General features: G+C 56.6%; 12 protein-coding genes. 2 read left to right on the top strand and 10 right to left on the bottom strand.

All coding sequences use genetic code 11. The features are described from left to right. Positions 1-112: 112 nt before the first annotated feature. Positions 113-853, top strand: a complete 741-nt coding sequence (gene pflA / locus V1599_RS10140) for a pyruvate formate lyase 1-activating protein (RefSeq protein WP_395301490.1) — start codon at positions 113-115, stop codon at positions 851-853. Between the two features lie 36 nt (positions 854-889). Here pflA and V1599_RS10135 read toward each other — a convergent pair whose 3' ends face one another. From V1599_RS10135 to lrp, 10 genes are all read right to left on the bottom strand, one after another. Then, entirely contained in the window at positions 890-1,411 is a 522-nt protein-coding gene (locus tag V1599_RS10135; RefSeq protein WP_395301489.1) for an anti-virulence regulator CigR family protein, read from the bottom strand. A 123-nt stretch (positions 1,412-1,534) separates the two neighbouring features. Next, a complete protein-coding gene (locus V1599_RS10130; RefSeq protein ID WP_112009198.1) occupies positions 1,535-2,683 on the bottom strand; it encodes an MFS transporter in 1,149 nt (382 codons plus the stop codon). A gap of 275 nt (positions 2,684-2,958) precedes the next feature. Beyond that, the gene (locus V1599_RS10125) at positions 2,959-3,822 is read right to left on the bottom strand and encodes a dimethyl sulfoxide reductase anchor subunit family protein (RefSeq protein ID WP_395301488.1); all 864 of its coding nucleotides are present in this window, start codon (positions 3,820-3,822) and stop codon (positions 2,959-2,961) included. Between the two features lies 1 nt (position 3,823). Further along, positions 3,824-4,441, bottom strand: coding sequence for a DMSO/selenate family reductase complex B subunit (locus V1599_RS10120; protein ID WP_032639247.1), 618 nt, complete (start codon positions 4,439-4,441; stop codon positions 3,824-3,826). Positions 4,442-4,451: 10 nt separating this feature from the next. Then, entirely contained in the window at positions 4,452-6,893 is a 2,442-nt protein-coding gene (dmsA, locus tag V1599_RS10115) for a dimethylsulfoxide reductase subunit A (RefSeq protein ID WP_395301487.1), read from the bottom strand. A gap of 210 nt (positions 6,894-7,103) precedes the next feature. Then, positions 7,104-8,396 carry a serine--tRNA ligase gene (serS, locus tag V1599_RS10110; RefSeq protein WP_112012303.1) on the bottom strand — a complete coding sequence of 431 codons (1,293 nt, stop codon included), beginning with the start codon at positions 8,394-8,396 and terminating at the stop codon, positions 7,104-7,106. A 91-nt stretch (positions 8,397-8,487) separates the two neighbouring features. Continuing rightward, on the bottom strand, positions 8,488-9,831 hold the full coding sequence (gene rarA, locus V1599_RS10105) for a replication-associated recombination protein RarA (RefSeq protein WP_112012302.1): 1,344 nt from the start codon (positions 9,829-9,831) through the stop codon (positions 8,488-8,490). A gap of 9 nt (positions 9,832-9,840) precedes the next feature. Further along, positions 9,841-10,452 carry an outer membrane lipoprotein chaperone LolA gene (gene lolA, locus V1599_RS10100; protein WP_112012301.1) on the bottom strand — a complete coding sequence of 204 codons (612 nt, stop codon included), beginning with the start codon at positions 10,450-10,452 and terminating at the stop codon, positions 9,841-9,843. Between the two features lie 130 nt (positions 10,453-10,582). Beyond that, positions 10,583-14,302, bottom strand: coding sequence for a DNA translocase FtsK (ftsK, locus tag V1599_RS10095; protein ID WP_395301486.1), 3,720 nt, complete (start codon positions 14,300-14,302; stop codon positions 10,583-10,585). Between the two features lie 135 nt (positions 14,303-14,437). Beyond that, positions 14,438-14,932 (bottom strand): leucine-responsive transcriptional regulator Lrp, encoded by a 495-nt coding sequence (lrp, locus tag V1599_RS10090; protein WP_002439523.1) that lies wholly within the window; start codon positions 14,930-14,932, stop codon positions 14,438-14,440. A 543-nt stretch (positions 14,933-15,475) separates the two neighbouring features. Between lrp and trxB the strand changes: the two genes are divergently transcribed. After that, positions 15,476-16,444, top strand: a complete 969-nt coding sequence (trxB, locus tag V1599_RS10085; RefSeq protein ID WP_112012297.1) for a thioredoxin-disulfide reductase — start codon at positions 15,476-15,478, stop codon at positions 16,442-16,444. Positions 16,445-16,446 lie beyond the last annotated feature (2 nt).

Below are 16,446 nucleotides of genomic sequence, written 5' to 3'. Positions count from 1 at the left end.
TTTTGGCCGCTATCTATAATGATTGGATAGCAGCCAAAACAGACTTAACACAGCCGGTTTGAGCTGTGCATACTCAGGTCCCGGACGGGCCGAATCTGGAGATATCACCGCAATGTCAACTATTGGTCGTATTCACTCCTTTGAATCCTGTGGCACCGTCGATGGCCCAGGCATTCGCTTCATCACCTTCTTCCAGGGCTGCCTGATGCGCTGCCTGTACTGCCACAACCGCGACACGTGGGATACCCACGGCGGCAAAGAAGTCACCGTTGAAGATTTAATGAAAGAGGTGGTGACCTACCGCCACTTCATGAACGCGTCCGGCGGCGGCGTGACCGCATCCGGCGGTGAGGCTATTCTTCAGGCAGAGTTTGTGCGCGACTGGTTCCGCGCCTGCCGTAAAGAAGGCATTCACACCTGCCTCGACACCAACGGTTTTGTTCGCCGCTACGATCCGGTCATTGACGAACTGCTTGAAGTCACCGATCTGGTGATGCTCGATCTCAAACAAATGAACGATGAGATCCACCAGAACCTGGTTGGCGTCTCTAACCACCGTACGCTCGAGTTTGCAAAATACATCGCCGATAAGAGCATCAAAACCTGGATACGCTACGTCGTCGTACCGGGATGGTCAGATGATGATGATTCCGCGCACCGCCTGGGCGAATTTACCCGGGATATGGGCAACGTGGAGAAAATTGAACTCCTGCCCTATCACGAACTGGGTAAACACAAGTGGGTTGCGATGGGCGAAGAATATAAGCTTGATGGCGTTAAGCCGCCGAAGAAAGAGACCATGGAGCGCGTGAAAGGTATTCTTGAACAGTACGGTCACAAGGTAATGTATTAATAATACGCCCGGTATAATAACCGGGCGTTTTTTATTCTATTTAAAGACACCGTTAATAATAGTGGTCACAATCGCCGTACTCAGCGCAATAAGTACCAAATCGTCACCCACTACGCGCCATTCATAACCCGGATAGGATGGGAGCTGGCCGAGCATGGAGGCTGGCACGGCCTTCTTGGCAATACCCGGAGGAAGTGGTTTACCGCGTGCGAGGTTTTTCGCAATACCCGGAGGCAGAGAATCATATCCCGTTAGGCCGTAATTCAGTGCGAGGTGTCGGGCACGATCGAAGCTAACGCGAGCATCGACATCATTACTGACCTCTTTGCCGTTTTTAAAGCTCTTATCTGATTTTCCAGGGTTTTCATGACCGCTATTTTGCTTATTACCATGGTTACCCGAGTTCCCGTTACCATGATTTGCGCCATTATTTTGTCCGCCACCGTTTCCGTGTCCACCGCCATTCCCGTTTCCAGGATTAGCCATGACCGGAGCCGTTGCAAACGTTAAAGACAACACTACGGCAAGCGCGGTAGTGGAAAAACGACCTTTAGACATGATTGTTGCCTTTTAGTGGTAGAACTCATTTGAATTATCGCCTGGCGGGTAAAACAAACAATGCGTAAAAGTCTTATATGTGATGTGGACAAAAAAGCCCGTCATTAACGGGCTTTTATTTCATCAGGCATGTGCCACAGGCGTCGGATGCTCGCCCGCTTTTCGCAGCAGCATCAGGAGATAGATAAACGACACGCTGGCAATCATGATAAACAGAAGATTGTCGGAATAGTTCTGCATTAACACTGAGGTAAACGTGGGTCCGAGCAGGCTGCCGATGGTGTAGCTCAACAGCAGCGCCTGGTTCATCGCCACCAGCTGGTGATGCTCAACTTTCTCACAGGCCCAGGCCATCGCAACCGGATAGAGCGTGAAGCCCGCCGCCCCCAGGATAAACAGCGCGGGAGCCATGGCGGCATTGCTAAGCATTGCCAGGCATCCCATGATCACCACAAAGACCTGCACGCGCAGCACCAGCAGGCGACCAAAGCGATCGGCCAGGCGACCAATCGGCCATTGGCCGACAATGCCGGCGCTGACCATTACCGCCATCCAGAAGCCGATGCCGGAATCGCTGACGCCCTGATGGTTAAGATAGAGTGGCATCAGGCCATAGAGAGAGCCCAGTACGATCCCGGAGATGATACAGCCGTTTACACCAAGACGCGCCTGGCGCAGTCTGAGCATCGGCCAGACGTGCGTGGCTTCCTGATGCTCGCTGTTCTGGTTCACAATCCGCGTGAAAAGCAGCGGCAGGATCGCGGCCAGCACCATGCCCGTGACCCACGGCAGAACGCTCATCAGGTCGGTTGGCAGCTTGCTGACCATCAGCTGGCCCAGGACGGTGCCAATATAGTAGACCATCATATAGGCCGCCAGCAGGCGACCGCGGTTGCGGGAAGTACCGCTGCACATCAGGGCGCTTTCGACCACGACCCAGATCATCGCGCAGCCCACGCCCGCGATAAAGCGCCAGGCCATCCAGCTCCAGAAGCCCACCATCAGCCCTAAACCGGCGCATCCCGCGGCGAAAAGTAATGACGCAAAATAATAGCTGCGGTTAAAGCCGAAACGCTTGATCAGGCTGCCGGTTAATAATGTGCCAAGAAGATTGCCGGTAAAAAAGGATGAGCTAACCATACCCACCTGCCAGGTCGGTAAGTTTTCATGGGCAAGCCACAGCGGGACGAGCGTGTTTAACACCGCGATCGCCAGCGTCAGCAAAAGTAGGCCACAGAGCAACAGCAGCACTGGCCGGGTATAGGTAGTCATGGATTAAAAACCGTGAGGAAGTTCAGATTTCGTGCGCATCATGCCACCGGCAAAAACAAAGTCAATCCACCGCTTCAGGCGCTACGCACGATATGCGCCTCGTCGATTTAAAAAACTCATCCTGCTAACGGAGCGGTTGCGATCGATATTTATTATCTGATTGTTTTTATTTGTTTATGGTGAAAATGCTTTTTGGACATCAGTCGAAAAATTTCATGATTAAAAAAAGAAAAGCCGGGCATTAAGTCCCGGCTTTATATAATAAAAAATCAGCTTTAGCTGGCGATAGCCATGCCGACCGTCATATGCAGACCATAGAACACGCCGCGACCGATTAGCTCCCCTGCTAATACCAGCACAAACGCCAGCGATAAGAGCGGCAGCGCGGGCTGGTAGCCCTTAAGCTGTGGGGCAATCCAGCACACCAGCGCAACGGTAAGCAGCACGACGCGCCACGCCATGAGGGAGCCATAATCCGGCACCAGAGCGGAGGCCTGCTGAATGGAGCTGTGGATCGTGGCAAGCTCCGCACCCTGCATCAGCGCCACGACGGCACTGACGACCAGCGCCAGCAGGGATACCGCCGGAAGCAAACGCATCGCCCAGCCGTCTACGCCCGCCACGCGCAGCAGCAGAAAGCCGAGCAGCGGCCCGCCGATAAACATCGTCAGGAAGAAGCTCATCGGCGTCCAGACGCTGTACCAGGTTGGCACCGTATCGATGGTGTTATACACCCGCACCATCATCCACACGAACACCACGCCCAGAACCATCGTGACGATAAGCCACAGGCTGCGCAATCCTGAAGGCAGCTTGTTCAGCGCAGCCAGCAGCCAGCCGAGACCGCCGACGGCGAAGAAGATCGCCCCGCTGGCAATCTCGTTGCTGAGCGACGAGGCCCCGACGCGGTTCAGCGAGTTAAATGCGCGCATCGGCGAGCCGAGGTGCAGCGTAGAGGCGATAAACCCAATTCCCATCAGCACCCACAGGCCAAACATGCTCAGCACCAGGCGCTGCTGCTGGCTGGCAGAGAGGTTACCCTTTAACAGCGCCAGCGCGAGAACAATAAACCCGCCCGCCACGCACTGCCCAAAGACCGTGAAGATCATCAGCGGCCATTCATGCCATCCACTTCCCATCTCACACCTCCTTCGGGTTTGCCAGGTAGCCGGTGGTGTCCCCCGTCGGACGGCTATTGGCGTTAGGTTTAATCACAATGCTTGGCTTCGTAAAGTGCGCGGACGGCAGCGGCGCAACCGCCGCCAGCTGGCCGTGCTTTTGACGCAGCTCATCAATCGGGCCGAAGTCCAGCGCGCGCAGCGGGCAGGACTCGACGCAGATCGGCTTTTTGCCGTCGGCGACGCGGGTATGGCAGCCGTCGCACTTGGTCATGTGGCCTTTGGCGGCGTTATACTGCGGCGCGCCGTACGGGCAGGCCATGTGGCAGTAGCGGCAGCCGATGCAGACGTCCTCGTCCACCACCACAAAACCGTCCTCGCGCTTGTGCATTGCGCCGCTCGGGCAGACCTTGGTGCAGGCCGGGTCTTCGCAGTGGTTGCAGGCAATCGACAGGTAATAGGCAAAGACGTTCTGATGCCAGACGCCGTTGTCCTCCTGCCAGTCGCCCCCCGCGTATTCGTAAATACGGCGGAAGCTGACGTCCGGGGTTAAGTCCTTGTAGTCCTTGCAGGCCAGCTCGCAGGTTTTGCACCCGGTGCAACGGCTGGAATCAATAAAAAATCCATACTGGGTTGTCATCGGTTACTCCTTACGCCTTCTCAACCTGAACCAGGTTACTGTGGGACGGGTTGCCTTTCGCCAGCGGCGACGGGCGCTGCGTGGTCAACACGTTAATGCAGCCAGCCTGATCGATCCCGTTCGAATCCGGGTTGTACCAGGCGCCCTCCCCAAGGGCAACAACCCCCGGCAGGATGCGCGGCGTCACTTTCGCTTCGATGTGTACCTCGCCACGACTGTTGAAAATACGGATACGATCGCCGTTGGCGATCCCGCGCTTCTGCGCGTCCACCGGGTTAATCCACATCTCCTGACGGCAGGCGGCCTTCAGCACGTCGACGTTGCCGTAGGTGGAGTGCGTGCGCGCCTTGTAGTGGAAGCCCGTCAGCTGAAGCGGATAGTCTTTGCTCTGCGGATCGTCATAGTTTTCGAAGCCAGGGCTATACACCGGCAGCGGATCGATAACGTCCCCTTTTTCCAGCTCCCACGTCGCCGCAATCTCTGCCAGCTGAGTCGAGTAGATTTCAATTTTGCCGGACGGCGTGGTCAGCGGGTTGGCAACCGGATCTTCACGGAACGCTTTATACGCCACGTGGTGCCCTTCCGGATCGCGCTGTTTGAACATTCCGGCCTTGCGGAATTCATCAAACGGCAGCAGCTCAGGAATCGCTTTGCGGGACTGTTCATACAGATGGCGCATCCAGCCTTCCTGGGTGCGGCCTTCGGTAAATTTCTCCGCAACGCCCATCCGCTTCGCAATCTGCGTCGTCATCTCATAGATGGTTTTGCATTCAAAGCGCGGCTTGATTGCCTGGTCGGCAAAAATCACGTAGGACATGTTGCCGCAGGATGCGTCCAGGGCGAAGTCCATCTGCTCTGAAGCCGTACAGTCCGGCAGCAGGATATCGGCGTATTTGGCTGACGACGTCATGTGGCAGTCAATCACCACGATCATCTCGCATTTCTTGTCGTCCTGGAGGATCTCGTGGGTGCGGTTGATCTGGGAATGCTGGTTAATGAGGCAGTTCCCGGCATAGTTCCAGATCATCTTAATCGGCACGTCCAGCTTATCTTTACCGCGCACGCCGTCGCGAGTCGCGGTCATTTCCGGGCCGCGCTCAATGGCGTCGGTCCACATGAACATGGAGATGCTGGTCTGCACCGGGTTGTCCAGCGTCGGCATGCGCTCGAACGGCAGTGAGTAGGAGCCTTCGCGCGCGCCGGAGTTGCCGCCGTGAATGCCCACGTTGCCGGTCAGGATCGCCAGCATGGAGATAGCGCGGGACACCAGCTCGCCGTTTGCGTGACGCTGCGGGCCCCACCCCTGCGAAATGAACGCCGGCTTAGCGCCCGCGATTTCACGCGCCAGCTTAACGATGCGCGCCTGCGGAATGCCGGTAATGGCAGATGCCCATTCAGGCGTCTTGGCAACGCCGTCACTGCCCTGCCCCAGAATATAAGCCTTATAGTGGCCGTTGGCCGGAGCGCCTTCCGGGAGCGTTTTCTCGTCGTAGCCTACGCAGTATTTATCGAGGAAAGGCTGGTCGACGAGGTTTTCGTTAATCATCACCCACGCCAGCGCGGAGATCAGCGCCGCATCGGTTCCGGGACGAATCGGGATCCACTCGTCTTCGCGCCCGGCACCGGTATCGGTGTAGCGCGGATCGATGATGATCATTTTGGCGTTAGATTTTTCACGCGCCTGCTCGACGTAATAGGTCACGCCGCCGCCGCTCATGCGCGTTTCGCCCGGGTTGTTACCGAACAGCACGACGAGCCGGCTGTTTTCGATATCGGACGGGCTGTTGCCGTCAGCCCAGCCGCCGTAGGTGTAGTTCAGTCCTGCCGCAATCTGCGCGGTGGAGTAATCGCCGTAGTGGTTGAGATAACCGCCGCAGCAGTTCATCAGGCGAGCAATCAGGGTTTTCCCCGGCGGCCAGGAGCGGGTCAACGTGCCGCCTAGCGTGCCTGTGCCGTAGTTCAGGTAGATGGACTCGTTGCCGTAGTCTTTAATCAGGCGCTGCATATTGCTGGCGATAATATCGTAAGCCTCATCCCAGCTGATGCGTTCGAACTTGCCTTCGCCGCGTTTTCCAACGCGCTTCATCGGATATTTCAGACGGTCCGGATTATAGACGCGACGGCGCATGGAGCGGCCGCGCAGACAGGCGCGAACCTGATGTAACCCTTCGTAGTTATCATCCCCGGTGTTGTCGGTTTCTACATACTTAATCTCACCGTCCACCACGTGCATACGCAGCGGGCAGCGGCTACCGCAGTTAACGGTGCAGGCGCTCCAGACAACATTTTCCGGGGCCGTCGGGGCAATGGCCTCCGCAGCGGACGCCATGCGTGAAAAAGGCAATGAGAATGCGCTGCTGGCTACTGCCAGGCCGCCAATCGCGGTCGTTTTTACTAGCCCGCGACGGCTCACCTCAGCAGCCAGTAACGCATCAGGCGCGTTGATTTTCATATAGACTCACTTTGATTGCTCACAGAGAAATAATCAGGCGGCGCATGCCGCTATATAGTTTTATATATAACGAATAAATTCGTTCACAATATATCGTGCTAATTATGTGTGAGGGAGTATTACTACTTTAGAGTGAGGGGTTATTGCTTCGCATCAAAGCCTGGGCATAAAAAAAGCGCCCGAAGGCGCTTTTTTTGAATTAGGCAAATCTTATCCGATGAACTGCTGACCCTTCATGTACGGGCGCAGCACTTCAGGGATTTCGATACGCCCGTCAGCCTGCTGATAGTTTTCCATTACGGCAACCAGCGTGCGGCCTACAGCCAAGCCGGAACCGTTCAGGGTGTGTACCAGGCGGGTTTTCTTGTCAGACTTGCTGCGGCAGCGAGCCTGCATGCGGCGCGCCTGGAAATCCCAGACGTTAGAGCAGGAAGAGATTTCACGGTAGGTGTTCTGCGCTGGAACCCAAACTTCCAGGTCAAAGGTTTTGCAGGCGCCAAAGCCCATATCACCGGTGCACAGCGCCATACGACGGTACGGCAGGCCCAGCAGCTCCAGCACTTTCTCAGCGTGGCCGGTCATCTCTTCCAGCGCATCCATGGACTCTTCAGGACGCACAATCTGAACCATTTCGACTTTATCGAACTGGTGCATGCGGATCAGCCCGCGGGTATCACGACCGTAAGACCCTGCTTCAGAGCGGAAGCACGGAGAGTGTGCCGTCAGCTTAATTGGCAGGTCGTCTTCATCGATGATCTCATCACGCACGAGGTTAGTTAGCGGCACTTCAGCGGTTGGGATCAGCGCGTAGTTGCTGCTGTCTGCTTCCTCGTCCAGCGGACGGGTATGGAACAGGTCGCCGGCGAATTTCGGCAGCTGACCCGTACCGTACAGCGTATCGTGGTTGACCAGATACGGCACGTAGGTTTCGCTGTAGCCATGCTGCTCGGTGTGCAGATCCAGCATGAACTGCGCCAGCGCGCGGTGCAGATGGGCAATCTGGCCTTTCATCACCACAAAACGGGAGCCGGTCAGCTTAACCGCTGCCGCAAAGTCCAGGCCCGCGTGCATTTCGCCCAGCGTCACGTGATCGCGAACCTCAAAGTCGAACTCGCGAGGCGTGCCCCAGCGCTTCACTTCAACGTTGTCGTTTTCATCTTTGCCGACAGGCACGCTGTCGTCAGGAATATTCGGGATAGCCAGGGCAATATCACGAATCTCGGCCTGAAGAACATCCAGCTCAGCTTTTGCCTGATCCAGTTCTTCACCCAGTTTGTTCACTTCCAGGCGTAATGGCTCAATATCTTCCCCGCGCGCTTTCGCCTGGCCGATGGATTTCGATCGAGAGTTACGCTCTGCCTGCAGATTTTCAGTTTGTACCTGCAGAACTTTACGACGCTCTTCAAGAGCGCGCAGCTTATCTACATCCAGCTTAAAGCCTCGGCGTGCCAGTTTTTCAGCGACTGCGTCTGGCTCGTTACGCAGCAGATTGGGATCGAGCATGCTTATCCTGTGCTTATCGAATTAAAATAGGAAATGTGACCACAGCCTGCGGTCACAGGGATACTACGCCAACATTACCGCAACGATAGCCCTAACGGTAGCGTTTTATAGGGCTATTTTGATCCTGTCCGGTGAGCCAGGCGAGCTTTTCGCCAATCTTACCTTCAAGGCCTCTGTTGGTGGGATGATAATAGCGCGTTTGTGCCATTTCCTGCGGGAAGTACTCTTCACCGGCGGCGTAGGCGTTCGGCTCATCATGGGCATAACGGTATTCCTGGCCGTAGCCCATCTCTTTCATGAGTTTGGTTGGCGCGTTACGAAGGTGAACCGGCACGTCGTAGTCCGGGCGTTCGCGCGCATCGGACATCGCGGCCTTAAACGCGGTATAAACAGCATTACTTTTCGGCGCGCAGGCAAGATAGACAATCGCCTGCGCAATCGCACGTTCGCCCTCGGCTGGGCCAACCCGGGTAAAACAGTCCCATGCTGAAATCGCGACCTGCATGGCACGCGGGTCGGCATTGCCCACATCTTCCGAAGCGATGGCCAGCAGGCGACGCGCAACGTACAGCGGATCGCCTCCTGCCGTGATGATCCGCGCATACCAGTAGAGGGCCGCATCCGGCGCGCTGCCCCGCACGGACTTGTGCAGCGCCGAAATGAGGTCGTAAAAACGATCGCCTTTGTTATCAAACCGCGCGCTACGCTCGCCCGCGATTTCAGTGAGCAGCTCAGGCTTCAGCACGCGCTTTCCGGCGTCGTCGACTTCGGCCATATCGGCCATCATCTCCAGCGTGTTGAGCGCCCGACGCGCGTCGCCGTTAACCAGCTCGGCAATTGCGCGGCGGGTGTCGTCCGGCAACACAATATCCTGACCGCCGTAGCCCCGCGCGTTATCCTCCATCGCCTGGAGGAGAACCTTTTCGATGTCCTCAGTCGTCAGCGATTTAAGCAGATAAACGCGCGCGCGGGAAAGCAGCGCCGAATTCAGTTCAAAGGAGGGGTTTTCAGTGGTGGCACCGATGAAGAAAATCGTACCGTCTTCAATATGCGGCAGAAAAGCGTCCTGCTGGCTTTTGTTGAAGCGGTGAACTTCGTCGACAAACAGGATGGTGCGGCGCCCCGCGTTACGGTTTTGCCGGGCGCGCTCAATGGCTTCGCGTATCTCTTTCACGCCAGACGTGACCGCAGAAATACGCTCGACGTCCGCATTCGCATAGCGGGCAATCACCTCCGCCAGGGTCGTTTTACCGGTGCCCGGCGGCCCCCAGAGGATCATGGAGTGGAGATGCCCGGCCTCGATGGCGCGCGGCAAAGGTTTACCCGCAGCCAGCAAATGCTGCTGGCCAATATACTGCGCTAAATTTTCTGGCCGCATACGGGCGGCCAGAGGTTGAAACGCATTATCTGAAAAATCGAGCGAAAGGTTGCTCACTCACGCCTCTTACTTACGTTGGTCGTCCACCGTTACGCCCTGCGGCGGGGTAAAGGTGAATTTCGATGCGTCGACAGCGCCGTTTTGCTGGGACTTGAGCTGATAGCTGCTGCGCTGGTCGTCCTGCTCAACCGCACCGAACTGATTGATCGTACCGTTGCTGCTCACGTTAATGGTGAACTGCTTCAGGTTGCCGTTGCTGCCTTTTGGCGTCAGAACAAACTCATCGCCGTTTTGCTTGATGTTGTACTGCTGCCAGTCGCTCGTCTGGTTACGGGCGATCAGCATGAACGGCGTGTTGCTGGTAGCATCTTTCAGCCAGGTCGCGGTCGCTTGCTCTACGAACGGGTTGAAGAACCACAGGGTTTTACCGTCTGAAACCAGAATACTTTCATCAGGCTGGGTCATATGCCAGTTAAACAGATTCGGACGTTTGACCCATAGGTCACCCTGACCTTCCTGCACCGCATTGCCGCTGCCGTCAGTCACCTTTTGCGTGAAGCTGGCGTGGAAGCTGCTCACCTTATCCAGTCGGCTTTTAAGGTCGCTGGCTGCATCAGCCCAGACGCCGCTGGCAACAAAACTGGTGAGTAATGCACAGGCGATTGCGATTTTTTTCATTGTTATTCCTTAAAATACGTCATCCCGATATGGGGGTTTCCGTGTTCTATTCTGGACCTGCCCGGAAGCAGGCGACAGAAGAAAATGCCTAATTTTTACTGATTTACCCTTCTTTGCATTACTGGGACCATCACTCAAACGGCGGCGGAGCCAGCACCTCGCGGTTACCGTTGTGCCCCTGCTCGCTCACGATGCCCTGGGCTTCCATCTGCTCGATGATGCGCGCCGCTCGGTTGTAGCCGATGCGGAACTGACGCTGCACGCCCGAGATAGAGGCTTTACGCTTCTCGGTCACGAAGTTAACCGCCTGGTCGAATAACGGATCGAGCTCTTCGCCGCCGTCAAAACCACCGCCGCCGCCTTCGCTTTCGGTATCGTTAGTGATGCCATCAACGTACTGCGGACGCCCGCGCGCCTTCCAGTCCTGGACCACGGCATGAACTTCCTCATCACGGACGAACGCGCCGTGAACGCGAACCGGCGACGTGGAGTTCGGGCCGGAATAAAGCATATCCCCCATACCCAGCAGCGATTCCGCGCCGCCCTGATCGAGAATGGTGCGGGAGTCAATTTTACTCGATACGGTAAACGCGATACGCGTCGGGATGTTTGCCTTAATAAGACCGGTAATGACGTCTACAGAAGGACGCTGCGTCGCGAGGACGAGGTGAATACCGGCCGCACGCGCTTTCTGCGCCAGACGGGCAATCAGCTCTTCCACTTTCTTACCGACGGTCATCATCAGGTCGGCAAATTCATCCACCAGCACCACGATGTAAGGCAGTTTTTCCAGCACCGGATGCTGGGCATCCATGCTGTCACCCGGCTTCCAGTAAGGATCGGGGATTGGGCGCCCCATGCGCATGGCTTCGGCAATTTTCTCGTTATAACCGGCAAGATTACGCACGCCCAGCGCTGACATCAGCTTGTAGCGACGCTCCATTTCGTTGACGCTCCAGCGCAGGGCGTTGGCAGCATCCTTCATGTCGGTCACAACTTCCGTCAGCAGGTGTGGAATGCCTTCGTAGACCGACAGTTCGAGCATTTTCGGGTCGATCATAATGAAGCGCACGTCTTCCGGCTGCGCTTTGTAGAGCATGCTGAGGATCATGGCGTTCACGCCGACGGATTTACCGGAACCCGTTGTACCGGCGACCAGCAGGTGCGGCATCTTCGCCAGATCGGCAACTACCGGATCGCCCGCGATATCTTTGCCCAGCACCACGGTCAGCGGAGACGGGTTATCGCGGAACTTGGTGTTATCCAGCACTTCGCGCAGGTAAACGGTTTGGCGCTTCTTGTTCGGCAGCTCGAGGCCAACGTACGGCTTGCCCGGAATAACCTCTACCACACGCACGGCAACGGTCGACAATGAGCGCGCCAGATCGCGGGACAGGTTAGAAATACGCGCGGCTTTTACGCCAGGTGCCAGATTAAGCTCGAAACGCGTAATGACCGGACCAGGCGAGTAGTTAACCACGTCCGCCTTAATGCGGAAATCGGCCAGACGCGCTTCCACCAGGCGCGCCATCTGTTCCAGCGCAAAGGTATCTACCGGCTCAACTTCAGACGGTGGCGGCGTGAGCAGGTCCAGCGACGGTAGCGGCGTGCTCGGACGCTGGAGCGGACGGCTATCGCCGTTACGCATCAGCAGCGGGTGAATTAGGCTTTCCTGCTGCGCCGGCGCGGGCTGCTGGAACTGCGGTGCCTGTTGAGGCTGCTGCGGTTGCGCATACGTCTGCTGAGCGGGCTGCGGCGCATAAGCTTGCGGAGCAGGCTGCTGCGGGGCGTAAGCCTGCGGCGCAGGTGCTGGCGGCTGGCGAGCGGGCTCAACCTCGGGCATTACGCTCGGCGTAAAGAGCGGTTCGCTTGGGCCATCGTCCACCAGATCTTTCATCGGTGAAAATTCAAAATCAGACAGCGAGAACGGATTCGCACCAGCAGGCTGTTCGCCGGAATAGCGCTGCTGCTGGGTTGCCGCAAACTGACGCGCGAGTTCCGCTTCAGCGGCGTCGTCTTCGTCTTCCTGAACCTGCACGTCGTGCTGGTACTCCTCGCCATAGCGCTGATTCTGCTGGGCAGCGAACTGGCGCGCCAGCTCGTCCTGATGCATTTCGTCCGCGTCATCTTCGTACTCGGGCTCACGCGCTTTTTCTTCCGCCATGCGCTGGGAAGGCAGCTTGATGCCGTAGGACGCCAGCTCGCGGCGGGTTGGCACGCGAACGCGATTTGGACGCGGCAGCTGTGGGCCAATCCCTTCTTTCACCTGAGGACGCGGCGCTCCGCCTGCTGCCAGGCTAAAGACCGGCGTAGACGCGGCGGCTGCGGCCGTCGCCTGCTTAATGCTCTCGGCAACGGGCGCAACGGCAGGCGTTGTGTCAACGGAAGGGACGGCAGCAGAAGGCGTCGGCACAGCCGGCTCCTGCACGGGTTCTGGCACGGGCTGATACCAGGCCGCGAGCTGCTCGCGCTCGCGGGCGCGTCGCTCTTCGACTTCTTCAAAATAGTACAGCGGTGGACGAGCCGGTTTAACCTCTTCCACCGGCTCAGGCTGAGGCTCAACCGCAGGCTGTACCGGTTCTACCGGATGTTCAGGCACATACGCCTGATGCGGCTGTGCGACAGGCTGCTGATAAGGCTCAGGCTCATAGACAGGTTCCGGCTGATAGGGCTGCTGCCACTGCTCATGCTGAACAGGCTGTTGAACAGGGGCATAGCTTGCCGGCTCTGGTGAGATGGTCGGCTCCGGCGTATGCACGCCAGGCGCGGTCTGCCAGTCAACCTGCGGCTGCTGCACAACCGATTCCGGGGCAGGAACCGAGGCTGAGTGCATAGTCGCTTCGGCCGGTGCGGCATACGCCTGCGCCGCGGTTGTCGCCGCTGCCGCTGCCGCAACTGGCTCGGTAACCGAATGACCGTTTAGCAGCGGATCGTATTCATCGTAATCCCCCGGCGTAGCACGGCTGCCTGAGAACAATACGTCATCAGGATCGACCGGTGCCCCCGCCGCGCGATATTCAACCTGTTCGTCTTCATCCATGCGTTTGCCGGAGAAGAGTGCCGCATCGGTTTTACGCCCAAGCGGGTTAGCAAATTTTTCAGCTACGCGTTTGCGGCGCGCGAGCGCGCCGCGCAAAATGCGCGCACGACGAGATTCACGGTGCTCAACGGGCGCATCGTCATCTTCATACTCATCTTCGTATTCGTCTTCATCAACCCACGTGTCATCACGGCGGGTGCGGTTGCTGGCAAACGTCAGGAGAGTGAGGATAAAGCTGCCGATTTTTTCAGCAATACTCACCCATGACCAGCCGGTGAAAAGCGTCAGGCCCGCGGCCCATATGCAAAGCAGCGTAAGCGTTCCGCCGCTGCTGTGCAGCATCGGCTGCAGCGCGGTGCTCAACAGGCTGCCGATAACGCCACCGGAGGCGAAATACCAGATATCATCGGCGTTAATTGCCGCCAGCCCGCAGGAGGTCAGAATCAACGCTAACGCGCCAATCAGGCGCAGCGAAACCGCGAAGTAATCGATGTAGTCATCATTCTGCCGATGACGCCAGGCGAACCAGCATCCGCCAATGATAATGACGGGAAGGGTGTAGGCCATCACACCGAAAATGAAAAAGAGAGTATCCGCAAGCCAGGCGCCGGGCGTGCCGCCTAAATTATGTATAGGCTCATGCCATGCGGTTTGTGACCAGCTTGGATCGGAAGGATTAAAACTGAGTAAGGCTGCCATCAGCCAGACGGCAAAAAGGGCAACAACGATCAGCAACGCCTCAAGGAGACGACGTCCGCTGCTTAGCTTAGATAATGTGACTTCTTTGTCTTCAGTGTATTCCTGGCTCAAGAAAGGCTCTCCAGGTATCAGGCATACCCTGCCTGTTTGCTAAAACGGACAACAGCGCCGGGTATCCCCGGCACTGTTGCTGTATGGATTAACAGGAGTGTAATCAAACTACACTGATTTTGCACCTGTTCCGTGTTAGCGCGTCTTAATTACCAGACGATTGCTCTGTTTGACCTCTTCCATCACCACGTAAGTACGGGTGTCATTTACGCCCGGCAGACGCAGCAAGGTTTCACCCAGCAGCTTACGATAGGCGGACATGTCTGGCACACGCGTTTTCAGCAGGTAGTCGAAATCGCCCGAAACCAAATGACACTCTTGAATTTCTTCAAGTTTTTGTACAGCGGAGTTAAATTGCTCAAACACATCCGGCGCGCCACGATTCAGAGTAATCTCAACAAATACCAGAAGTGAGGCATCCAGATAATGCGGGTTCAGCAGAGCCGTGTAGCCCTGAATAAAACCCTGTCTTTCCAGTCGGCGCACGCGCTCAAGGCACGGCGTCGGAGAAAGTCCCACACGTTTTGAAAGCTCGACGTTGGAAATACGCCCATCCTTTTGCAATTCATTAAGAATGTTACGATCGATACGGTCGAGATCTTTGCCAGGGCGCTTCTTGCTATCTACCATTATTATTGTCTCTCTGTATTCCTTCCCTACTCCTGCCTGGACCCTGTGCACATCACTGTTCAGAGCCGTCCCCGTTAGTCATCACATTGCCTGGTTATGTTTTAGACGCAATGCGGATTCGGGTTCTGTGGTAAGAAGACCGTTGCACTAAAGCCGTCACCGACATCACGCATGGCGTCTGTCCACGCCATGCGTAGATTTCACTGACACGGTAAAAATGGCATTTACGTGCATGCTTATGCGGCACACGCTTAACGCGGTATTTTTTTCTTCCTTCAATGTTTTCGCAAAAGCGCAGGGGATTGTCAAAGCAAAACATCGATTTTTAGTACAACATGCCGGATATTCATTACGCCCGAGGATTAATCCTCATTTTATTGCCTTATAATCGACCGGTTTTCAGTAGAAGACGTTATGTTATAGCGCCCGGCTCATCGACGCAGGCTATTACACACATCGATATCAAAATTGCTGTGCTCTTTTTTTACGACAACAAATTCCCTACAATCCTGCCAACTGTCTGCCAACAACAATGGGGATCTCATGGGCACGGCCAAACACAGTAAGCTGCTAATCCTTGGTTCTGGACCTGCGGGATACACCGCGGCGGTCTATGCTGCACGCGCTAACCTGCAACCGGTACTCATCACCGGCATGGAAAAAGGCGGTCAGCTGACCACCACCACCGAAGTGGAAAACTGGCCAGGCGATCCGAACGACCTGACCGGGCCGCTGCTGATGGAGCGCATGCACGAGCATGCCGCTAAGTTCGAGACCGAAATTCTGTTCGACCACATTAGTAAGGTGGACCTCCAGAATCGACCGTTCCGCCTGACGGGCGACAGCGGTGAGTACACCTGCGACGCGCTGATTATTGCGACCGGCGCATCCGCTCGCTATCTGGGCCTGCCTTCCGAAGAAGCGTTTAAAGGCCGCGGCGTCTCTGCCTGCGCAACCTGCGACGGTTTCTTCTACCGTAATCAGAAGGTCGCGGTCATCGGCGGCGGTAATACCGCCGTGGAAGAAGCGCTTTACCTGGCGAACATCGCCTCTGAAGTGCACCTGATCCACCGCCGCGAGACGTTCCGCGCGGAGAAAATTCTGATCAAACGCCTGATGGATAAAGTGGCGAGCGGCAACATCGTGCTGCACACCAACCGTACGCTTGAAGAAGTGACGGGCGATCAGATGGGCGTTGCAGGACTGCGTATCCGTGATACACAGAACACCGATAACGTCGAGACGCTGGACGTTGCGGGTCTGTTCGTGGCCATCGGTCACAGCCCAAACACCGCCATCTTCGACGGCCAGCTGGAGCTGGAAAACGGCTACATTAAGGTACAGTCCGGCATTCACGGCAATGCAACCCAGACCAGCATCCCGGGCGTCTTCGCCGCGGGCGACGTCATGGACCATATTTACCGTCAGGCGATCACCTCTGCCGGCACGGGCTGTATGGCCGCGCTGGACGCTGAGCGCTACCTTGATGGACTGGCTGAACAACGTAAATAATC

This window comes from Enterobacter sp. ECC-175 (assembly GCF_043968675.1).
In the GTDB taxonomy this organism is placed as follows: Bacteria; Pseudomonadota; Gammaproteobacteria; order Enterobacterales; family Enterobacteriaceae; genus Enterobacter.
This window is presented reverse-complemented; position numbering and strand designations above follow the sequence as displayed.

Excerpts from the sequence above, each read along its gene's own strand:
- pflA (WP_395301490.1), top strand. The coding sequence starts at position 113 with ATGTCAACTATTGGTCGTATTCACTCCTTTGAATCCTGTGGCACCGTC.
- V1599_RS10135 (WP_395301489.1), bottom strand. The coding sequence starts at position 1,411 with ATGTCTAAAGGTCGTTTTTCCACTACCGCGCTTGCCGTAGTGTTGTCT.
- V1599_RS10130 (WP_112009198.1), bottom strand. The coding sequence starts at position 2,683 with ATGACTACCTATACCCGGCCAGTGCTGCTGTTGCTCTGTGGCCTACTT.
- V1599_RS10125 (WP_395301488.1), bottom strand. The coding sequence starts at position 3,822 with ATGGGAAGTGGATGGCATGAATGGCCGCTGATGATCTTCACGGTCTTT.
- V1599_RS10120 (WP_032639247.1), bottom strand. The coding sequence starts at position 4,441 with ATGACAACCCAGTATGGATTTTTTATTGATTCCAGCCGTTGCACCGGG.
- dmsA (WP_395301487.1), bottom strand. The coding sequence starts at position 6,893 with ATGAAAATCAACGCGCCTGATGCGTTACTGGCTGCTGAGGTGAGCCGT.
- serS (WP_112012303.1), bottom strand. The coding sequence starts at position 8,396 with ATGCTCGATCCCAATCTGCTGCGTAACGAGCCAGACGCAGTCGCTGAA.
- lolA (WP_112012301.1), bottom strand. The coding sequence starts at position 10,452 with ATGAAAAAAATCGCAATCGCCTGTGCATTACTCACCAGTTTTGTTGCC.
- lrp (WP_002439523.1), bottom strand. The coding sequence starts at position 14,932 with ATGGTAGATAGCAAGAAGCGCCCTGGCAAAGATCTCGACCGTATCGAT.
- trxB (WP_112012297.1), top strand. The coding sequence starts at position 15,476 with ATGGGCACGGCCAAACACAGTAAGCTGCTAATCCTTGGTTCTGGACCT.